Below are 17,752 nucleotides of genomic sequence, written 5' to 3' on the forward strand. Positions count from 1 at the left end.
ATATGAATGACAACCTTTTTAGAATGAAAAGATATATTGCGACAACCTTTTTAGTAACAAGCAGTAAAAACTGACAACCACTTTCAGTATAAGTCATTGTCACACTTCTTTTGTGCTTTTCAAACAGCACCTTTTATCTCTTCACAACTGTGATGATATCTCTTCACAGTTGTGCCGATATATCATCACATATGTGAAGAGATATCATCACAGTTGTGAAGAGTAGAAAATGACACATTTAAAAAGGTAGATTTGAACTTCAAAAAGCAGAAGAACAAAGTGGATTAGACGATAAATGGAATAGGCGGCGAGGGGGTGATGTTATACTAGTTCGGGTGCTATCTCGGCGAGGGGTTTCATTACAAAGTCGCGCGTAGTCATAAGCGGATGGGGTATAACAAGATCGGGTTCGTTGATAACGAGGTTATCATACAATAGAATGTCTATGTCGATGATGCGGTCGGTGTAGGTTTGTTGGGTTTTTGTTTTCCGACCGAGTACTTTTTCTATTTGTTGTGTGGCTGTAAGTAAGGAGCGGGGAGGGAGGGTAGTTTCAATGCAAACCACTGCATTTAGAAAGCTGTTGGGCGATTCAAAACCCCACGGCTCTGTTGCATAAAAGCCAGATAGGGAAATAATTTCTCCTATCTGGCTTTCTATTTGTTGCACAGCATGGCGCAGGTTGGCATCTTTATTGCCAAGATTGGTACCTAAACCTAGATAAACCTTTGCCATGAGCTTTGTTTGAATTAGTCAACAATCAACATAGCATCGCCATAGGTACCGAAACGGTACTCTTCCTTTATGGCAACTTCGTATGCGTTCATGATTAAGTCGTAACCTCCAAAGGCAGCAGTAATCATCAGTAAGGTAGATTGTGGCATCTGGAAATTGGCAATCATGCTATTGGCTACTGTAAAGTCATACGGTGGGAAGATGAATTTGTTTGTCCAGCCATCGTAAGGTTTCAAATGTCCGTCGGTGCTTACTGTACTTTCAATAGCACGCATCACGGTTGTTCCAACAGCACAAACGTTTCTGTTGTTGTCTTTACCTTTATTTACAATATTCACAGTTTCGGGCGATACAATCATCTGTTCCGAATCCATCTTATGCTTGGTAAGGTCTTCCACATCAATCTCACGGAAATTACCTAATCCGGCATGTAGGGTTACAAACGCAAAGTCTATTCCCTTTATCTCCAAACGTTTCAGCAACTCGCGGCTAAAGTGCAAGTTGGCGGTAGGAGCGGTTACAGCTCCTTCGTTGCGAGCAAAGATAGACTGGAAGCGTTCCGAATCTTCGGGTTCAACCGGACGATTAAGGATGGAGTGTGGCAGTGGCGTTTCGCCCAATGCATAAAGCGCGTTCTTGAACTCATCGTGCGGCCCGTCATATAAGAAACGCAATGTTCTTCCACGTGAGGTGGTATTGTCAATAACCTCTGCTACCATTGATTCGTCTTCGCCAAAGTATAGTTTGTTTCCAATACGAATTTTGCGGGCAGGGTCTACCAATACATCCCACAAACGAAGCTCTTCGTTTAATTCGCGCAACAAGAATACCTCAATTCGTGCACCGGTTTTTTCTTTGTTGCCGTATAAACGGGCAGGAAAAACTTTGGTATCATTAAAGATAAAGATATCTCCTTCATCGAAATAGTTCAGTATATCTTTGAATACTTTGTGTTCTATTTCGCCACTTTTGCGGTGAACAACCATTAAGCGAGACTCATCTCTGTACTTTGTCGGATGCAAAGCAATTCGCTCCTCAGGGAGCTTAAACTTAAATTGTGACAGTTTCATTTTTCCTCTTGTATTATATTATTTTCATCGATTTCTTGTTCTTGCAGCCATTGCACAAAATTGTTATAATCGAGGCAATCGGCTGTTGTAATCTCACCGATTCGGGTGCGTTCTAATGCTGTGAGATGCGCGCCACTGTTGAGTGCTTCGCCAATGTCTCGCGCTAATGCCCGAATATAGGTTCCTTTGCTGCATACTACACGGATTTTAATCTCGGGTAGGTCGCATGTGAGCAATTCAATCTCATCAATCACCAACAGTTTTGGCTCCAACTTCACCTCTTTACCCTTACGAGCGAGGTCGTATGCTCGCTTCCCGTCAATTTTACACGCCGAGAAGGCGGGCGGTATCTGTTGTATCTCGCCAATAAATGTTTTTAATGTCTCTTCTACCAAATCCTTCGTGATGTGTTTCCACGGATAGGTTGCATCTATCTCGTGTTCTAAGTCGTACGACGGTGTGGTAGCGCCCAACTGTATGGTGGCGACGTATTCTTTTGTTTGATACTGAAACTCCTCGATGCGTTTTGTGGCTCTTCCAGTGCAAATAATCATTACGCCGGTAGCCAACGGATCGAGTGTTCCTGCATGTCCTACTTTTAGTTTCTTTACGTTCAATTTCCGGCTCAACTGGTAACGCACCTTGCCCACAAGGTCAAACGAGGTCCAATGCAACGGCTTATTGAAATAAAGAATTTCTCCTTCTATAAAGTTCATCAGCCTATCTCCAAGTTATAACCAAGTGCCAACATCACCAAGATGATACCTCCTATTACAATGCGGTAGTAACCAAAGAACTTAAAACCATATTTGGTCACGAAACTGATAAAGAACTTGATAGCCAGCAATGCTACAATGAAAGCAACCACATTGCCAATGATGAGTGCCGACATATTATTTATCAAAATCTCCGTACCTCCGCTAATGAAAAGTTTCAATATTTTATAGCCTGTAGCAGCAAACATTGTCGGCACAGCAAGGAAGAATGAGAACTCTGCCGCAGCTTTGCGCGTCATCTTTTGCGACATACCACCCACGATGGTTGCCATAGAACGAGAAACGCCCGGTATCATGGCAATGCATTGGAACAAGCCAATGTTGAAAGCTTTCTTTTCTGTTAGCTCCATACCTTCTTCTCCATTGGCAAATATCTTATCGCAGAAGAGCATGAAGATACCTCCCAGTACCAACATTACCGCAACTACGGTTACATTTTCCAGCAAGTCGTCAATCTTGTCGCTAAAGAGCAGACCCAACACGGCAGCGGGTATAAAGGCTACTAACAATTTCCAGTAGAAATCAAACTTATAAAGAAAGCGTTTCAACGGTGGAAATTCACTTTCGGCTTTACCCACGTGGTTGAGTTTGAAGAAGCGTTTCCAATATAGGCACACTACCGAAAGGATAGCGCCAAACTGAATAATAACCGTAAATGCTTTTACAAATTCGGTGCTCTCTACGCCAAGAATGTTTTGTGTAATAATCATGTGTCCTGTCGACGAAACAGGCAAAAACTCGGTTAGTCCCTCTACAATGGCGATAATGATTGTTTCGAGTGTTGATAAATCTCCCATTGTTTACTTCTTCTCCTCCTTGCTTTTGGGTTTGTACATAATAGCATAGATTACAAATAAGAATCCGAAAAAGCACACGGCTGGTGCTACTTTGATTCTTCGTGCGCTGAAAATATCCGGTTCAAAAGCTGTTTCGGTAGAAACAGGGCCGGTCATCAGGAGAAAGCCGATAATAACCACTGCCATTCCAATCGCAACCAGAATGTAGTTCTTTTTAGTAAAGGCAAATTGGGGTTTGTCCATATCTTTGTTTTTTTAATGTTATATATAATATAAGGTGTTGGCTTTCATTCGCAGGTACTTGTTGAGCGAAATATATGCGCAAAAGGAGGTAATGATAATGCCGAATCCCAACACAGCTCCCATAACAATAAGTATTGTATGCGGAGTAATCACGCGGATTAAATCAGGTTCGGAATCAATCAACCAATAAGCCACACCTATTAATATAGTATTTGCGAGGAAAGCTGCCAATACACCACTCCATACATTGCGGGCAATAAACGGTTTACGAATAAATCCCCAACTGGCTCCTACTAATTTCATGGTATGAATAAGGAAGCGCTTGGAATAAATCGTCAACCGGATGGTGTTGTTTATCAGTGCAAAAGAGATAAGAGTAAGCACGGCTGCCAGTCCCAGCAATACCAAACTGATGGTTTGTAAGTTGCTGTTTACCGCGTCGATCAACTCTTTGCGATATTCTACCTCTTGTATATTAATGTTTTTTCTGATAGAACTTTCTATCTTGGCAATGCTATCTGTATTGGCATATTCGGATCTCAACTTAATCTCAATAGAAGATTTGAATGGGTTAGTACCAAGAAATTCGCGTGGGTCTGTTCCCAGATCTTTAATGTGCTCTTCCAATGCGGCTTGTTTGGATATGTAAACAGCCTCTTTTACAAACGACTCTTTGCTGAGTTTCTTTTGTAACATCAGGATATCCGCTTCTTTCATGTTATCACTGATAACGATCTCGAACGAGAAACTTTCGCGTACAAAGGTAGAGAGGTTATCAGCAGCGAGAATAGAGAACACCACCAACCCCAGCAGTAATAATACCATCATTGTGCTAATAGTTGAGGTAATAAACTGCATATCAAAAAAAGAAGGTGCGTTGCTGCTCTTATGTTTATTTTTCATCTTGCTTCTTTCTAAAGATATAAATAATGGAGCTGCTCTTCTCTTTCTTTACCAAGGAATGAAACCATGCAATGGTTCCTGTATAAGCTCCTTTTAGGAATGAAAGTTTGCTTCCGGTGTTCTTTTCGCTTAACATAGAAACATAGAACGCATCGAATGGCATCGGGTAATGAGCTGCCATGATGAAGCCGTGCTTTATTCCAAATCGTTGCATGGTAGCCGGTGTGAAGTGCCAGATGTGGCGGGGTACATCATATGCTGCCCAGTTCGCTTTATATTTCTTTGCGTCGTAAGAGGAGTAGTTAGGAACGGCAATGATAAGAATACCCTTATCTGTAAGCAATTCATTGAGACGCGTCCATGTATGTTCCAATTTTTCAAGATGCTCCAATACATGCCACAAGGTAATAACGTCATAGCTTCCGGCGGCAAGCTCATCTAAAGCCTTTTCGTCTTTCACGTTGAGTCGGAATTGCTCTTTAGCAAAGGAACGGGCTTCTTCGTTTTTCTCTATTGCATCTACCTTCCATGTCTCTTTTCGCATGGCGTTGGCAAAATAGCCTGTTCCGGTACCGATATCAAGCAGCTTACCTCTTTTTCGGTGCGATGCTTTCATTACCAACCGTACTTTTTCTTTTAGCATCCGCTTACGCACACGGTGATAGATGGAGTTCATCAACCCTTTCTTTGTGTCAGTATGCGAAATGTAATTGGCGGCGTGGTAGTATTTGTCTATCTCTTTTCCGCTTGGAGTGTTTTGAGTGAAGGTAAATCCGCAATTGTTACATTGGTATATCTCAAATTTTTCGCCTGTAGCATAGCAGTCCGTGCAAGTCATCACGTACGCAAGCTGTGTTCCCTCACACAGTGGACAAGCATTTATCTTGAGTATATCCATTTCTTTTTCTCTAACAATACTTTTTGCCTCATCAGTAAAGGCACTATTTACCCAAATTTGGTGCAAAGAAACAAATAAAAAGCGACGTATATCCTTTCCTTTAAGGTCTTTTAATAATATAGGTACGCGTGAGAAATTCATCTGCCATTTGTATATGTAGATTTAATATTGTATTTTTGCCTTAAAATATATAAATAATATGGCAGATAAGAAATTAACAAAGTCGAGCAATAAGGTTATTGCAGGCGTATGTGGCGGTTTAGCCGAATACTTTGGATTTGATTATACAATTACTCGCTTAGCGTATGCATTGTTAAGTATCTTCACCGCTTTTGCAGGAGTACTGATTTATATCATCCTTTGGATTGTTATGCCTAATAAGGGCTAAGTATTAATATTGTAAATACAAGATAAGCCGCACACAGAGAGCGTTCTGTTGTGCGGCTTTTTTGTATCCGGAAACTTTGAAGCAAAAAAAGAGAAAGAATTTATGCTATTTCATTTTTAGCTTATATCTTTATCGTATAAAATTATTTCTAATACGAATGAGTTCACAGTCTACCTTTCTTTCTCGTCTAAGCATATTGTTGCTGGGAGTATGCTTTCCTATCATTTGCTTACCTGCCGATTGGAACAGTTTTATTGTAAACTATAATAAAAGTCAGTATGGTAAAGGTTCTCAAACCTGGGGGATTAATTTTTATAAAGATAACTGGGCATACTTCGCTAATCAGAATGGTATGTTGCAGTATGATGGAAACAATTGGAGCGTTTTCCCACTGAACAACGACTCTGATGTACGCTCCGTCTTGCCCTCTATTGCTCAAAAACGTATCTATGTAGGAGGTATTGGTGAGTTCGGGTATTTTGAGCCCGGTGAGGATGGAATGCTAGATTACATTTGTCTTTCCGATTCTATTTCAGTGGAAGAGCGAGCCATTGGGAATATCTGGGGAATCCATGAAACCGATAATATTCTTTATATACAAGGCGATAACCGTGTGATTAAATACCTCAATGGCAAATTTACCGTCATAGATGCCGAATGTAAGATCGACTGTTCCGATATGGTAAAAGGGGTGTTGTATGTTGGTACGGACAAAGGTGTTATGGTCTTGATTGGCAATACGTTTTTCCCTTTGCGAGGTGCCGAACGTTTGATGACGAAAAGAATTCGTGGTATCATACCTCACAACACAGGGGTTATTGTTGTAACGGCTTATGATGGACTGTTTCATTGCGATGGCGATCTGTGTGTTCCCTATAAAACCGGTGTAGAAGAGTTTCTCTCGGAAAATGAGGTGTTCTGTGTGGCGACATCCGGCGATCTGATTGCATTGGGTACCGTTCATAAAGGAATTGTAATGGTCGACCGCTCTACTCTGGAAGTAAAATACTTCAATGAAAACAACGGACTGCAAAACAATACCGTTTTATCAGTTGCCTTTGATTCGTATGGTAACTTATGGGCAGGGCTGGACAATGGGATAGATTACGTTTGTCTGAGCTCGCCATTAACGAATCTATATACTTATCCGCACTCTTATGGCACCGGATACGATGCTTTGTTGGATAATGAATATCTCTATCTGGCTACCAATCGCGGATTATATTATACCAAATATCCGGTTACTCTGAACGCAGATCGTCCTGATATTCATCCCATTCCCCATAGTAGCGGACAGGTGTGGAGCCTGATTAAAATAGGCGATGACGTTTTCTGTATGCATGATAGGGGTGTATTTCTTGTCGACGGACTCTCATTGAAGCGGGTAGGACAAATAGCAGGAGCCTGGACAGGGCAATTGGTTATGGGTATGGAGAACCGGATGTATGTGGGAATTTATGATGGATTATATCTATTAGAAAAAAAATCCGGTGAGTGGAAAGTCCTTCATCGTATATCCGGAACAACAAACTCATTCCGCTTTTTTGAACAAGAGTCGGCACAAGTACTTTGGATGTCCGACCAGAACCGTTGCCTGCGTATAGAGCTTGATCCAACGTTGACCAGAGTGGTAAAAGAAACTCTTTTTGACGTTGAAGATGGTCTACCTTCTGATAAAAAGATTCGTTTGCATAAGATTGGTAGTAAAGTCTATTTCTCTACACAGGATGGCATCTACGAATACAATCACTATAGCAAACGTATGGAATATTCGGAAGATATCAATAGCCGTCTGAATGGGACGAGTTCTTACTACTCCATTAAAGAGTACAAAGGGCACCTTCTAGGATTGAACCGGCAAGAGATTTGTATCTCAAATATGATAACCTATAAACAAGGCGCATCTACCCATATTCTACCAATAGATATGGCTGCCGTTGAGTTAGTGCGGGGTGCTGAAACGCTGATTCCACTTTCCGATTCGCTAATCGTTATCCCTAATGACAATGGCTTTGCTTTAGCCCGGATTCCGTCGCAAAGATCACGTAAAGACTATAATAAAGCAATTCATATTCGTAATGCATTTATTTCCTATCCCAAAGATTCGTTGATTTATACCGATAACTTCCTGAACGAAAAAACAAAGCCCGAACTCTCGTATTCGCATAATGCTATACGCTTTGAGTATGGGATAACCTCTTTTGCGCATGGTGAGGAGGTAAGTTATCAATACCGGTTAAACGATGACAATTGGTCGGACTTTACAAAATCCACCCTTAAAGAGTACAGCAACCTACCCGAAGGCAACCATGTCTTTGAAGTAAAAGCGGTCTTTGCAGACGCTATGTCGGCTACGGATACATTTGCATTTTATATTCTTCCGCCATGGTATCGTACCCATGTAGCCTATATTTTTTATCTTTTATTGTTTGCCCTGTTGATGTGGTACGTGTATAAGTGGGATGACGTACGTGTGAAACGTAAAAAGCAACAGGCCGTAATCGAGAAAGATAAAGAGCTGCAGGAGAAAGAAAAAGAGTTTGAAAAGGAGAATGCACGTAAAGAACGACAAATCATTCAGCTGGAGAAAGATAAACTGGAACACGACCTCCAATATAAGAGCCAGGAAATGGCTAACCTAATGATAAACTTTGTGCGTAAGAACGAAATTCTTACAGAAATCAAATCCGATTTGTTTAAGGTAATTTCTGCCTCGAAGACCAGTGGAGGGAAAGATATAAAGCAGTTGTTATTGCTTGTAAGCAACAAAATAGATTCGAATATCAAATCGGACGATGTGTTGAAGCGCATTGAAGAACAGTTCGACCTGGTACACAACAATTTCATGAAACGCTTACAGGAAAAACATCCGGATTTATCTCTTAATGAGCGGATGATGTGCGCTTATATAAAGATGAACCTTTCTTCTAAAGAAATTGCTCCGCTTCTGAATATCTCTGTCCGTGGCGTAGAGACTATACGTTATCGTATTCGTAAGAAACTACTACTCGAACGCGAGGATAGTCTGATAGATTTTCTCAATTCTAATTTTTAACTTCAAATCGGCAGTGGAGCGTTTTATCCGGCTTCTTTTTTTGTTTTTATGTTATTTAGCATATTTGACGTGTTTGCTGTGCGTATAGTTATATATTTGATATACAGATTGTTATTTAGAAATGACGTATTGTTGGCGTATTAAAATTTCTGAATTAGCGTATTCGTGAATAGGTGAAATTTCTCTAAAATACCTTTCGAACCCCTATGTTTGCACTGTTCAAAATGAACAAGTCGTTAATCTTAATTATTAAAACTTATGAAGAAGTTATTCTCTATTTTATTTCTTTTAGGGGTTACACTTACTGTATTTTCGCAAAGCATACAAATACAGGGTGTAATCGTAGGCGGGCAGGACAATGAACCTTTGCCTGGAGTAAATGTGTTGGAGAAAGGTACGACCAATGGTACTATAACCAATGTTGACGGTAATTTTACATTGACAGTTCCCTCCGATGCAGTTTTAACCGTATCTTATATAGGATACAAACCTCAGGAAGTTTCTGTAAAAGGAAACAACTCGCTCCGCATTATACTGGAAGAAGATGCTGAAGCACTGGACGAAGTAGTGGTTATTGGCTACGGTGTGCAAAAGAAGAGTGTGGTAACAGCTGCTATCAGCCGTGTTACTGCCGATGATTTGAATGCAGCTAAACCTTCACGCGTAGAAGATGCACTGAAAGGTAAAGTGTCGGGGGTTCAAATTACACAAAGTTCCGGACAGCCCGGATCAGATTCCAAAGTACGTATCCGTGGTATCGGTACGGTAAATAACAGTGATCCTTTGTATATTGTAGACGGTATGGCTGTCGATGGAGGTATTACTTATCTGAATCCTATTGATATTCAGTCTGTTGAAATCCTAAAAGATGCTGCTTCGGCTGCCATCTATGGTGCTCGTGCTGCAAATGGTGTTATATTGGTAACAACAAAAAATGGCACGAAAGGCAAAACAACTATAAACTATGACTTTAGTTACGGTTGGCAGAATCCATGGAAAAAGAAAGCTGTACTTGATGCAAAGCAGTATATGACAATTATAAATGAAGGTCTTGTAAATGATGGTAATGCTCCACGTTATTCGCAGGCCGAGATTGCTGCATCTGGTAGAGGTACCGATTGGCAGGAGGAAACATTTAACTATGATGCTCCTATACAAAACCATCAGTTAAGTATTAATGGTGGTAGTGAAAAAATGCAGTATTTTCTCTCTCTCGGTTATTATAGCCAAGATGGTATTGTAGGTGGTGATTATGGCAAATCCAACTATGACCGTTGGAGTTTCCGCTCAAATACTACTTATGATGTATTTGAAGCTGCAGACCGTAACTATCTGAACAAAGTAAGAGTAGGCTTGAATATTGGTTATTCAAGAGGTAAGAACACAAGTATCGAAGCAAACTCTGAATATGGTTCAATCCTGGGTAGTGCTTTGACATTCAATCCTCTGGTTCCGGTATATGCAGATGAGGCAACTGCTAAAGATATTCTGGCAAAATACCCCTATGCTGTAACCGATAAAAACGGTAGAGTATTTTCTATTCCACCAAGTGGATTCCAGGAGTTGGCTAATCCGGTAGCTCTGTTAAATCAGCCGAGATCTGAAAAGAATAATGAAGATAAAATCGTAGGTTCATTTTGGGCAGAAATGGATTTACTCCCTGGCCTGAAAATCAAGAGTAGCTATGGCTTTGACCTCGCGTTCTGGGGAAAAGATGGTTATGAGTTTCCTTTCTTTCTGGCGACTCAGGGTAAAGACCAAAAGCAAAGCTCTGTATGGAGTGAAATGAATCGCGGGTATAAGTGGCAGGTAGAAAATATACTGTCTTATAATAAAACATTCTTCGAAAAGCATAATGTGGGCATTGTATTAGGACAATCGGCACAGAAATATACCCGTCGTCAATTAGGTGGTAGCGATTATGACTTATTGGAAACAGATCCGGGTAAAGCAAACATAAACTCGGCAATTGCCGATCGCGATGACGAGCGTGTTTATGGTGGTACGGATGGATATAACTTTATTGCACTGGCTTCTTATTTCGGACGTATTGACTATAACTTTGATGAACGTTATATGGTTCAGGCTACACTTCGTCGCGATGGTTCTTCGCGTTTCGGTCCCGACCACAAGTGGGCTACATTTCCTGCTGTTTCTTTAGGTTGGAATGTGTTGAACGAACCTTATCTTATTGATCGTCGTCCTGAATGGTTCGATTCATTTAAAATACGTTTCAGTTGGGGTAAAAATGGTAACGAAAACATTGGTAACTTCCGTTATACATCATTGATGGATGGTGGACAAAACTACTATTTTGGTGGTGGTTACGTGGTAAGTGATGGTAGTAAGAGCGGAACTATGCAGTATGGAACTTCTCCTGCAGCTATTCCTAACCCAAATGTAAAATGGGAAGAGTCAGAACAGACAGATATAGGTTTCGATGCCAAATTCTTCCGCAATGCGTTGAGTTTCAGCTTTGACTACTTTAAAAAGAAAACGAATGGAATGTTAATGGATCAACCTACTCCAAGTTATGTAGGACAAAGTGCTCCTATCGGTAATGTGGGTGATATGGAAAACTGGGGACTTGAATTTGAATTGGGTTGGAAACACTCTATTGGCGACTTTAACTATAATATATCTGCCAATGCTTCTTATTTGAGAAATAAACTGATTCGTTTGGGTAATGCATCGGGTGAAGCGACCTATGAAAATGCAGGAGCCGCAGGTGTAGGTAGTTATGTAAAAGGTAGTAATGGTAAAGTTTGGCCTTATTTCTACGGGTTCAAAACAGATGGTATTTTCCAGAACCAGGCCGAGATTGATGCACATGTAAACTCTAAAGGTGAAAAGCTGCAACCAAGTGCACAACCCGGTGATGTACGTTTCGTGAACTTTAACAACGACGATGTACTCGACGATAATGACAAAACCAAAATTGGTAAAGGTATGCCCGACTGGACGTTTGGTGTTACGCTTGGTGCCGACTGGAAAGGTTTCGATCTGAATCTCTTCTTCCAAGGAACAGCCGGAAATGATATTTTTGATTTCTCACAACGTGGTGATATCCCTGCCATGAATCGTCCGACATGGATTTTGGATCGTTGGATTGGCGAAGGTACTTCAAATAGTATTCCTCGTATGACGAATGCAAATCCAAACAGCAATTGGCGTTCTTCCGATTTGTATGTTAAAGATGGTACTTACCTACGTTTAAAAACAGCTCAGCTAGGCTATACATTGCCTTCTGTATGGACAAAGAAAGCGTCTATCCAAAAACTTAGAATCTTTGTTTTGGCAGAGAATCTGTTAACAATCACCGGATACGATGGATTTGATCCTGAAGTTGCTTCGGGTGGTTATACCACCATTGGTATAGATCGTGGTATCTATCCACAAGCTAGAACAATTTCTCTCGGTGCAAACATTACTTTCTAAATACTTAAAAGAATACAATTATGAAAAGATATAAATTAGTTACATTAGTGGTGGTTCTGGCAGGAGCGCTTCTCACGACTTCCTGCGGAGATGACTTCCTTACGGCTTCTTCAACCGAGAAGCAAGAAGCAGGTGGTGCAGCTACTGAAGGCGCCATACTTTCTAACCTGGCATCAGCTTATCAGATTTTATTGTTCGATAGTTACGCCGATAATAATTATAATGCGGTATTATTGATGTCTGATTTGCGTTCAGACGACCTATATAAAGGTGGTGGTGACGCAGGCGACCAAAGAACACTTTATTTGCTATCGCAATTTACATCTACATCAGCCGAAACATTAAGTGGCCTTTGGAGTATTTATTTTACCGGATTGGCACGTTGTAATAATGTTATTATTGCTTGTGAAAAGGCGGTAGATGTAGACACTGATAAGCTAGAGCAATATAAAGCCGAGGCACATTTCCTACGTGCATACTATGTACATTTGCTATGGAAATTCTTTGGTAATGTTCCTTATTTTGAAGAGCCGTTAACGACTCCTCCTTATATGACAGCGCAGCTTAAAGCAGATGAGATCTATACAAAGATTATGGCTGATATTGATTTCGCATGTGCTGAAGATAGATTGCCGATGAGTTATCCAAGTGGAAATATACATGTTGGCCGTGTTACAAAAGCAGCTGCTTTGATGCTGAAAGCACGTGTGGTTATGTATCAGAAAGATCAGGCACGTTATGCAGAAGTAACTAATGATATGGCTACGATTATCAAAAGCGGTGAGTTTGCTTTGATGGAAGATTTCGATGCAATGTGGTTGGATGAAAACGAGTTCTGTAAAGAATCGATTTTCGAAAGCAACCAATTGCCAGAAGGAAAAACATGGTCTACAGGCTGGCAAGGATATGGTACTAATCTCCCTGCATTTATTTCTCCGAACGATTTAAGTGATCCTGACGATGTATTTAAAGGAGGATGGGGTTTTGGACCAGTTCGTCAAGGCGCTTACGATATGTACGAAAGTGGTGACCTTCGTCGTGATGCTTCTATCAACAAATGGCCGGAAGGTTCTTATGCTATTCGTTTCCAAAGTACAGGATTATTCCAACGTAAATATGCTGCTCGTGTAGGATATAACCCTCCTCCGGGCGATACGGATTTGAACTACTGTAACAACCTGCGTATTTTCCGTTTTGCCGAAACACTGTTGAATTATGTCGAACTGGTGAAAATGAACGGACAAGCAGAAGCACAAGGAATTAGTGCACAAGAGTCTTTCGACAAGATTCGTGAGCGTGCCTTTGGCGAAGCCAAATCTATACCTGCTACAGATGTGAATATTAAACTTGAACGTCGTCGTGAATTCTTGGGTGAAGGTATGCGCTTCTGGGATTTGGTACGCTGGGGAGATGCTGCAGCTGTATTAACAGAAAATACTCCGGCTTTCAATTCTACTCGTACATTCGAGGACTGGATGAAATACTTGCCTATTCCTCAAGGAGAAATGGAAAAAACGAAAGGATCTGAGTACGAATTGGTACAAAACGGTCAGTGGAAATAATAGTGATAACCATTAAAAGTAAATTCATGATGAAAAATATAGTTAAGTCGGGTATTCTAGCACTGATAACAGTGTTTGCTATGACATCTTGTGACCCGCAGGAAGATAGTAACAAGGGACTTCCGCCAGTAATAGCTGTGGAAAATATAAAGGCTGAAATTAAAGTAGATGCTACTGACCCCAATTTGTTTCATTTCAAAATACTTACTCCCGAATGTGTTGGGGTTTTTAAATCCGCTCAGGCAGGTATAAGTAAAACGGGTAATGAATTCTCGCAGCGTATATTGTGGGAGGGAACTTACGAGGTAACAGTAAATGTTATGAACCCGGGAGGAATGTCGGAAGCGGCAACCTTTAGTTTCACTGTGTCGCAAACAGACCCTACTGTGTGTGAGAATGAAATTTTCCAGAAACTGACCGGTGGTTGTGATGCCGAAGGAGGTAAAGTTTGGAGAATAGATGGTAGTCTGCCAGGGCATATTGGCTGTGGTGCTGAAGATGCCACCTCAAATAATTGGTGGAATCCCGGTCCGTGGGACTTTGACCCGGCTCTTTATGATGATGATTTGATTTTCTTCCTGAACTCCACACAAACAGTTCTCTTGGATAACAAAGGAAAATCGTTTATGAATGAATCGACAGCAGAATTATTTCCGGATGGAGACTCTTCTAGTTCGTTTGTAACTACTCATTACACTCCTTCTACCGAAGCCTCTTGGGCTATCGAAACAAAAGATGGTGAAGATTGGTTGATTCTAAATAATGCATTCCCGGCTTATGCTGTAAATGCAGGTGCTATAGATAGTGGGAAATATAAGATTCTGGAACTGACCGAAACACACATGCATATTGTGTTCTTACCCGGTGGTATCAGCTGGCACTATTATTTAACTTCTTTACCTAGAGATTAATCATATAAAAATAGAATAGGTCGATAAGCATATCGACCTGTTCGTTTTCAAAACGAAATATGAACAAGATCTTTCAAAGAGTCATTTATCTACTCCTTCTGCTAAATAGTGTTGGATGCCAATCTGGTGAATCTCGTCAGGAAAATACCGGAGATGAATTACAACATACCATATTTGTTCCCAAAGGGTATCCCGCAATATCGGTACAGCCGAATCGGAGTTTCATGTTTACGCTTGTGAGTGGACACCCAACTATCTGAAATTCTTTGTTGACGGAACAGAATTGATGACATTCACCAACGAAGGAACAGGCAAAAGTGTATGGCCGTTTACGTATGCTTTTTATCCAATACTTAATCTGGCGTGGGGCGGATCTTGGGGTGGATACAACGGTGTAGATGAAGGAGCCTTGCCTGTGACAATGAAAGTAGACTATGTAAGAGTATATCAAAAACAATAAAAAAAGAAACGACAATGAATAAATTAAAAGTACTATTTGCTTGCCTTCTTTTGTTTGCTTTGGCTTCCTGCTCGACTGGGACGGAAACTAAAGACAAGAAACTGGAAGCTAAAATAGATAACCTCCTTTCTCAAATGACGCTTCAAGAGAAAATCGGCCAAATGAACCAAATCAGTTCATTCGGTAATATCGAAGACATGAGCGGTCTTATTAAAAAAGGAGAAATAGGATCAATTCTTAATGAGACCGATCTTCAAAAGATAAACGCACTGCAACGAGTTGCCATGGAAGAGTCTCGTCTGGGAATTCCCATAATCTTTGCACGCGACGTGATTCATGGATTTAAAACAATATTTCCCATACCATTGGGACAGGCTGCTTCCTTCAATCCCGAGATTGTCGAAGCAGGTGCGCGTGTAGCCGCTATTGAATCATCTTCTGTGGGTATTCGTTGGACGTTTGCCCCTATGATTGATATTGCCCGCGACCCGCGCTGGGGACGAATTGCCGAAGGATGTGGTGAAGATACCTACCTGACTTCTGTGATGGGAGCTGCCATGGTGAAAGGATTTCAGGGCGATTCTCTGAACAATCCGACATCTATTGCAGCTTGTCCGAAGCACTTTGTCGGATATGGAGCTGCCGAGGGTGGTCGCGACTATAATTCTACTTCTATTCCCGAGCGCTTAATGCGCAATGTATACCTTCCCCCATTTGAGGCTGCTGCCCGTGCAGGTGCTGCTACCTACATGACTTCCTTTAACGATAACGATGGTGTTCCTTCCACCGGGAATGCTTTCATACTTAAACAAGTACTTCGTAATGAATGGGGATTTGACGGGCTTGTGGTAACCGACTGGGCTTCGGCTACCGAAATGATTGCCCACGGTTTCGCTGCCGACTCTAAGGAAGCTGCATTGAAATCCGTTAATGCGGGTGTAGACATGGAAATGGTAAGCTATAGTTTTGTCCGTCATCTTCCGGAGTTGATTAAAGAGGGTAAAGTAAAACAATCGACTATAGATAACGCTGTACGTAACATCTTACGTATCAAATTCCGTTTAGGACTTTTTGATAATCCATATCTGGAAGAAGATAAACCATCTGTACTTTATGCCGAATCGCATCTGGCTACCGCAAAGAGAGCGGCTGTAGAGTCGGCTATTCTGTTGAAGAATGATAACGAAACGCTGCCTTTAACCTCTAAAGTAAAAACGGTTGCGATTGTTGGTCCGCTGGCCGATGCTCCATACGAGCAAATGGGTACTTGGGTGTTTGATGGCGAAAAGGCACATACGCAAACCCCGTTGATGGCTATCCGCGAAATGTGTGGTGATAACGTACAGGTTATTTACGAACCCGGTTTGGCTTATAGTCGTGATAAGAGTGCTTCGGGGATAGCAAAAGCGGCTGCGGCGGCTGCACGTGCCGATGTTGTGCTTGCTTTTGTAGGCGAAGAATCAATTCTTTCGGGCGAAGCACATAGTCTGGCCGATTTGAATCTCGTAGGTGCACAGTCGGAACTGATTGCCGCTGTGGCTAAAACAGGTAAACCGGTAGTTACTGTGGTGATGGCAGGAAGACCGCTGACTATTGGTAAAGAGGCAGAACTGTCTGCTGCTGTTCTTTATAATTTCCATCCAGGAACGATGGGTGGTCCTGCTATTGCCGACCTATTGTTCGGCAAAGAAGTGCCAAGCGGTAAAACTCCGGTAACTTTCCCCAAAATGACCGGACAGATACCTTTGTATTATGCACATAACAATTCGGGTCGTCCCGCTACGCGTACAGAAACATTGATCGACAATATACCGGTTGAGGCTGCTCAAACCTCATTGGGTAATACTTCGTTCTATTTGGATGCCGGGTTTGATCCGCTTTATCCGTTCGGTTATGGGTTGTCGTATTCAACATTTACTTATGGGAATATTAAGCTTTCATCTGCTACACTAAAGAAGAATGATGTACTAACCGTATCGTTCGACTTGCAAAACAGTGGTAAATATCCGGCTACGGAGGTTGCTCAGCTTTATGTTCAAGATAAAATAGGTTCGGTTACCCGCCCGGTAAAAGAACTCAAACGTTTTACCCGCGTTACTTTAGAGCCGGGTGAGAAGAAAACCGTGACTTTCGAGTTACCTGTTAGTGAACTGGCCTTCTACAATATAGATATGATGAAGGTTGTAGAGTCCGGTGACTTTGGATTATGGGTTGCCGGAGACAGTCAAAGTGGTGAAGAGTTAGTGTTTAAGGTAATAGATTAGTGCTTTTCTTGGAGTAGGGGCTGTCTGGTTTTTATCGGGCAGCCCCTATGTTGTATCCAATAGTGATGTTGCTTTCGGTTTATATTCAGCGACTTTGATAGCGAAAGAATAACATAGTCATTTAGTCTCAAATACACTTTAATGTCGTCTCAATGTGTCTTATACGGGATTTGGTTGTCACCTTTTTGCTGCATAATATTTTCTTATTTATGCATAAAACCGTACAACATCGCTACAGTGAAACTTTTAAGT

The 17,752-nt window shown here is 41.3% G+C and carries 13 protein-coding genes and 1 pseudogene; 7 read left to right on the top strand and 7 right to left on the bottom strand.

Going from position 1 to position 17,752, the window contains the following annotated elements; translation table 11 throughout:
* Positions 1-321: 321 nt before the first annotated feature.
* Genes folK through D0T50_RS13235 form a run of 7 tightly spaced genes read right to left on the bottom strand, consistent with a single transcriptional unit; the run spans position 322 to position 5,422 of the window.
* The gene (gene folK, locus D0T50_RS13205) at positions 322-735 is read right to left on the bottom strand and encodes a 2-amino-4-hydroxy-6-hydroxymethyldihydropteridine diphosphokinase (RefSeq protein ID WP_163224005.1); all 414 of its coding nucleotides are present in this window, start codon (positions 733-735) and stop codon (positions 322-324) included.
* A gap of 14 nt (positions 736-749) precedes the next feature.
* Complete coding sequence (gene queA, locus D0T50_RS13210; RefSeq protein WP_163224006.1) at positions 750-1,805, bottom strand: tRNA preQ1(34) S-adenosylmethionine ribosyltransferase-isomerase QueA; 1,056 nt, start codon at positions 1,803-1,805, stop codon at positions 750-752.
* Entirely contained in the window at positions 1,802-2,521 is a 720-nt protein-coding gene (gene truB, locus D0T50_RS13215) for a tRNA pseudouridine(55) synthase TruB (RefSeq protein ID WP_163224007.1), read from the bottom strand. Before truB ends, queA begins: the two co-directional genes overlap by 4 nt.
* A complete protein-coding gene (locus D0T50_RS13220) occupies positions 2,521-3,378 on the bottom strand; it encodes an undecaprenyl-diphosphate phosphatase (RefSeq protein WP_163224008.1) in 858 nt (285 codons plus the stop codon). The genes truB and D0T50_RS13220 overlap by 1 nt, the downstream gene beginning before the upstream one ends.
* Positions 3,379-3,381: 3 nt before the next feature.
* Entirely contained in the window at positions 3,382-3,621 is a 240-nt protein-coding gene (locus tag D0T50_RS13225; RefSeq protein ID WP_163224009.1) for a DUF3098 domain-containing protein, read from the bottom strand.
* A gap of 18 nt (positions 3,622-3,639) precedes the next feature.
* Positions 3,640-4,524: an ABC transporter permease gene (locus D0T50_RS13230; protein ID WP_163224010.1), complete on the bottom strand. Its 885-nt coding sequence runs from the start codon at positions 4,522-4,524 to the stop codon at positions 3,640-3,642.
* The gene (locus tag D0T50_RS13235) at positions 4,514-5,422 is read right to left on the bottom strand and encodes a methyltransferase domain-containing protein (protein ID WP_163224016.1); all 909 of its coding nucleotides are present in this window, start codon (positions 5,420-5,422) and stop codon (positions 4,514-4,516) included. Before D0T50_RS13235 ends, D0T50_RS13230 begins: the two co-directional genes overlap by 11 nt.
* 199 nt (positions 5,423-5,621) lie before the next feature.
* Between D0T50_RS13235 and D0T50_RS13240 the strand changes: the two genes are divergently transcribed.
* The 7 genes and pseudogenes from D0T50_RS13240 to D0T50_RS13270 all read left to right on the top strand — a co-directional run bounded on the left by D0T50_RS13240 (position 5,622) and on the right by D0T50_RS13270 (position 17,500).
* The gene (locus tag D0T50_RS13240; RefSeq protein ID WP_163224011.1) at positions 5,622-5,810 is read left to right on the top strand and encodes a PspC domain-containing protein; all 189 of its coding nucleotides are present in this window, start codon (positions 5,622-5,624) and stop codon (positions 5,808-5,810) included.
* 157 nt (positions 5,811-5,967) lie between these two features.
* Entirely contained in the window at positions 5,968-8,865 is a 2,898-nt protein-coding gene (locus D0T50_RS13245) for a transcriptional regulator (protein WP_203558250.1), read from the top strand.
* 258 nt (positions 8,866-9,123) lie between these two features.
* Positions 9,124-12,303: a TonB-dependent receptor gene (locus tag D0T50_RS13250; RefSeq protein WP_163224012.1), complete on the top strand. Its 3,180-nt coding sequence runs from the start codon at positions 9,124-9,126 to the stop codon at positions 12,301-12,303.
* 20 nt (positions 12,304-12,323) lie between these two features.
* Positions 12,324-13,865, top strand: coding sequence for a RagB/SusD family nutrient uptake outer membrane protein (locus tag D0T50_RS13255; protein WP_163224013.1), 1,542 nt, complete (start codon positions 12,324-12,326; stop codon positions 13,863-13,865).
* Positions 13,866-13,891: 26 nt separating this feature from the next.
* Entirely contained in the window at positions 13,892-14,776 is an 885-nt protein-coding gene (locus tag D0T50_RS13260) for a hypothetical protein (protein ID WP_163224014.1), read from the top strand.
* Positions 14,777-14,990: 214 nt separating this feature from the next.
* Positions 14,991-15,236, top strand: a pseudogene (locus tag D0T50_RS13265) (glycoside hydrolase family 16 protein); the annotation flags it as partial.
* Positions 15,237-15,250: 14 nt separating this feature from the next.
* Positions 15,251-17,500, top strand: a complete 2,250-nt coding sequence (locus tag D0T50_RS13270) for a glycoside hydrolase family 3 N-terminal domain-containing protein (protein WP_163224015.1) — start codon at positions 15,251-15,253, stop codon at positions 17,498-17,500.
* Positions 17,501-17,752: the final 252 nt, after the last annotated feature.

Source organism: Bacteroides sp. 214, from assembly GCF_010501015.1.
Taxonomy (GTDB): Bacteria; Bacteroidota; Bacteroidia; order Bacteroidales; family Bacteroidaceae; genus Bacteroides.

Coding starts and splice junctions, on each gene's coding strand:
- D0T50_RS13245 (WP_203558250.1), top strand. CDS start 5,968: ATGAGTTCACAGTCTACCTTTCTTTCTCGTCTAAGCATATTGTTGCTG.
- folK (WP_163224005.1), bottom strand. CDS start 735: ATGGCAAAGGTTTATCTAGGTTTAGGTACCAATCTTGGCAATAAAGAT.
- D0T50_RS13270 (WP_163224015.1), top strand. CDS start 15,251: ATGAATAAATTAAAAGTACTATTTGCTTGCCTTCTTTTGTTTGCTTTG.
- D0T50_RS13220 (WP_163224008.1), bottom strand. CDS start 3,378: ATGGGAGATTTATCAACACTCGAAACAATCATTATCGCCATTGTAGAG.
- D0T50_RS13235 (WP_163224016.1), bottom strand. CDS start 5,422: ATGGATATACTCAAGATAAATGCTTGTCCACTGTGTGAGGGAACACAG.
- truB (WP_163224007.1), bottom strand. CDS start 2,521: ATGAACTTTATAGAAGGAGAAATTCTTTATTTCAATAAGCCGTTGCAT.
- D0T50_RS13250 (WP_163224012.1), top strand. CDS start 9,124: ATGAAGAAGTTATTCTCTATTTTATTTCTTTTAGGGGTTACACTTACT.
- D0T50_RS13225 (WP_163224009.1), bottom strand. CDS start 3,621: ATGGACAAACCCCAATTTGCCTTTACTAAAAAGAACTACATTCTGGTT.
- D0T50_RS13230 (WP_163224010.1), bottom strand. CDS start 4,524: ATGAAAAATAAACATAAGAGCAGCAACGCACCTTCTTTTTTTGATATG.
- D0T50_RS13240 (WP_163224011.1), top strand. CDS start 5,622: ATGGCAGATAAGAAATTAACAAAGTCGAGCAATAAGGTTATTGCAGGC.
- queA (WP_163224006.1), bottom strand. CDS start 1,805: ATGAAACTGTCACAATTTAAGTTTAAGCTCCCTGAGGAGCGAATTGCT.
- D0T50_RS13255 (WP_163224013.1), top strand. CDS start 12,324: ATGAAAAGATATAAATTAGTTACATTAGTGGTGGTTCTGGCAGGAGCG.
- D0T50_RS13260 (WP_163224014.1), top strand. CDS start 13,892: ATGATGAAAAATATAGTTAAGTCGGGTATTCTAGCACTGATAACAGTG.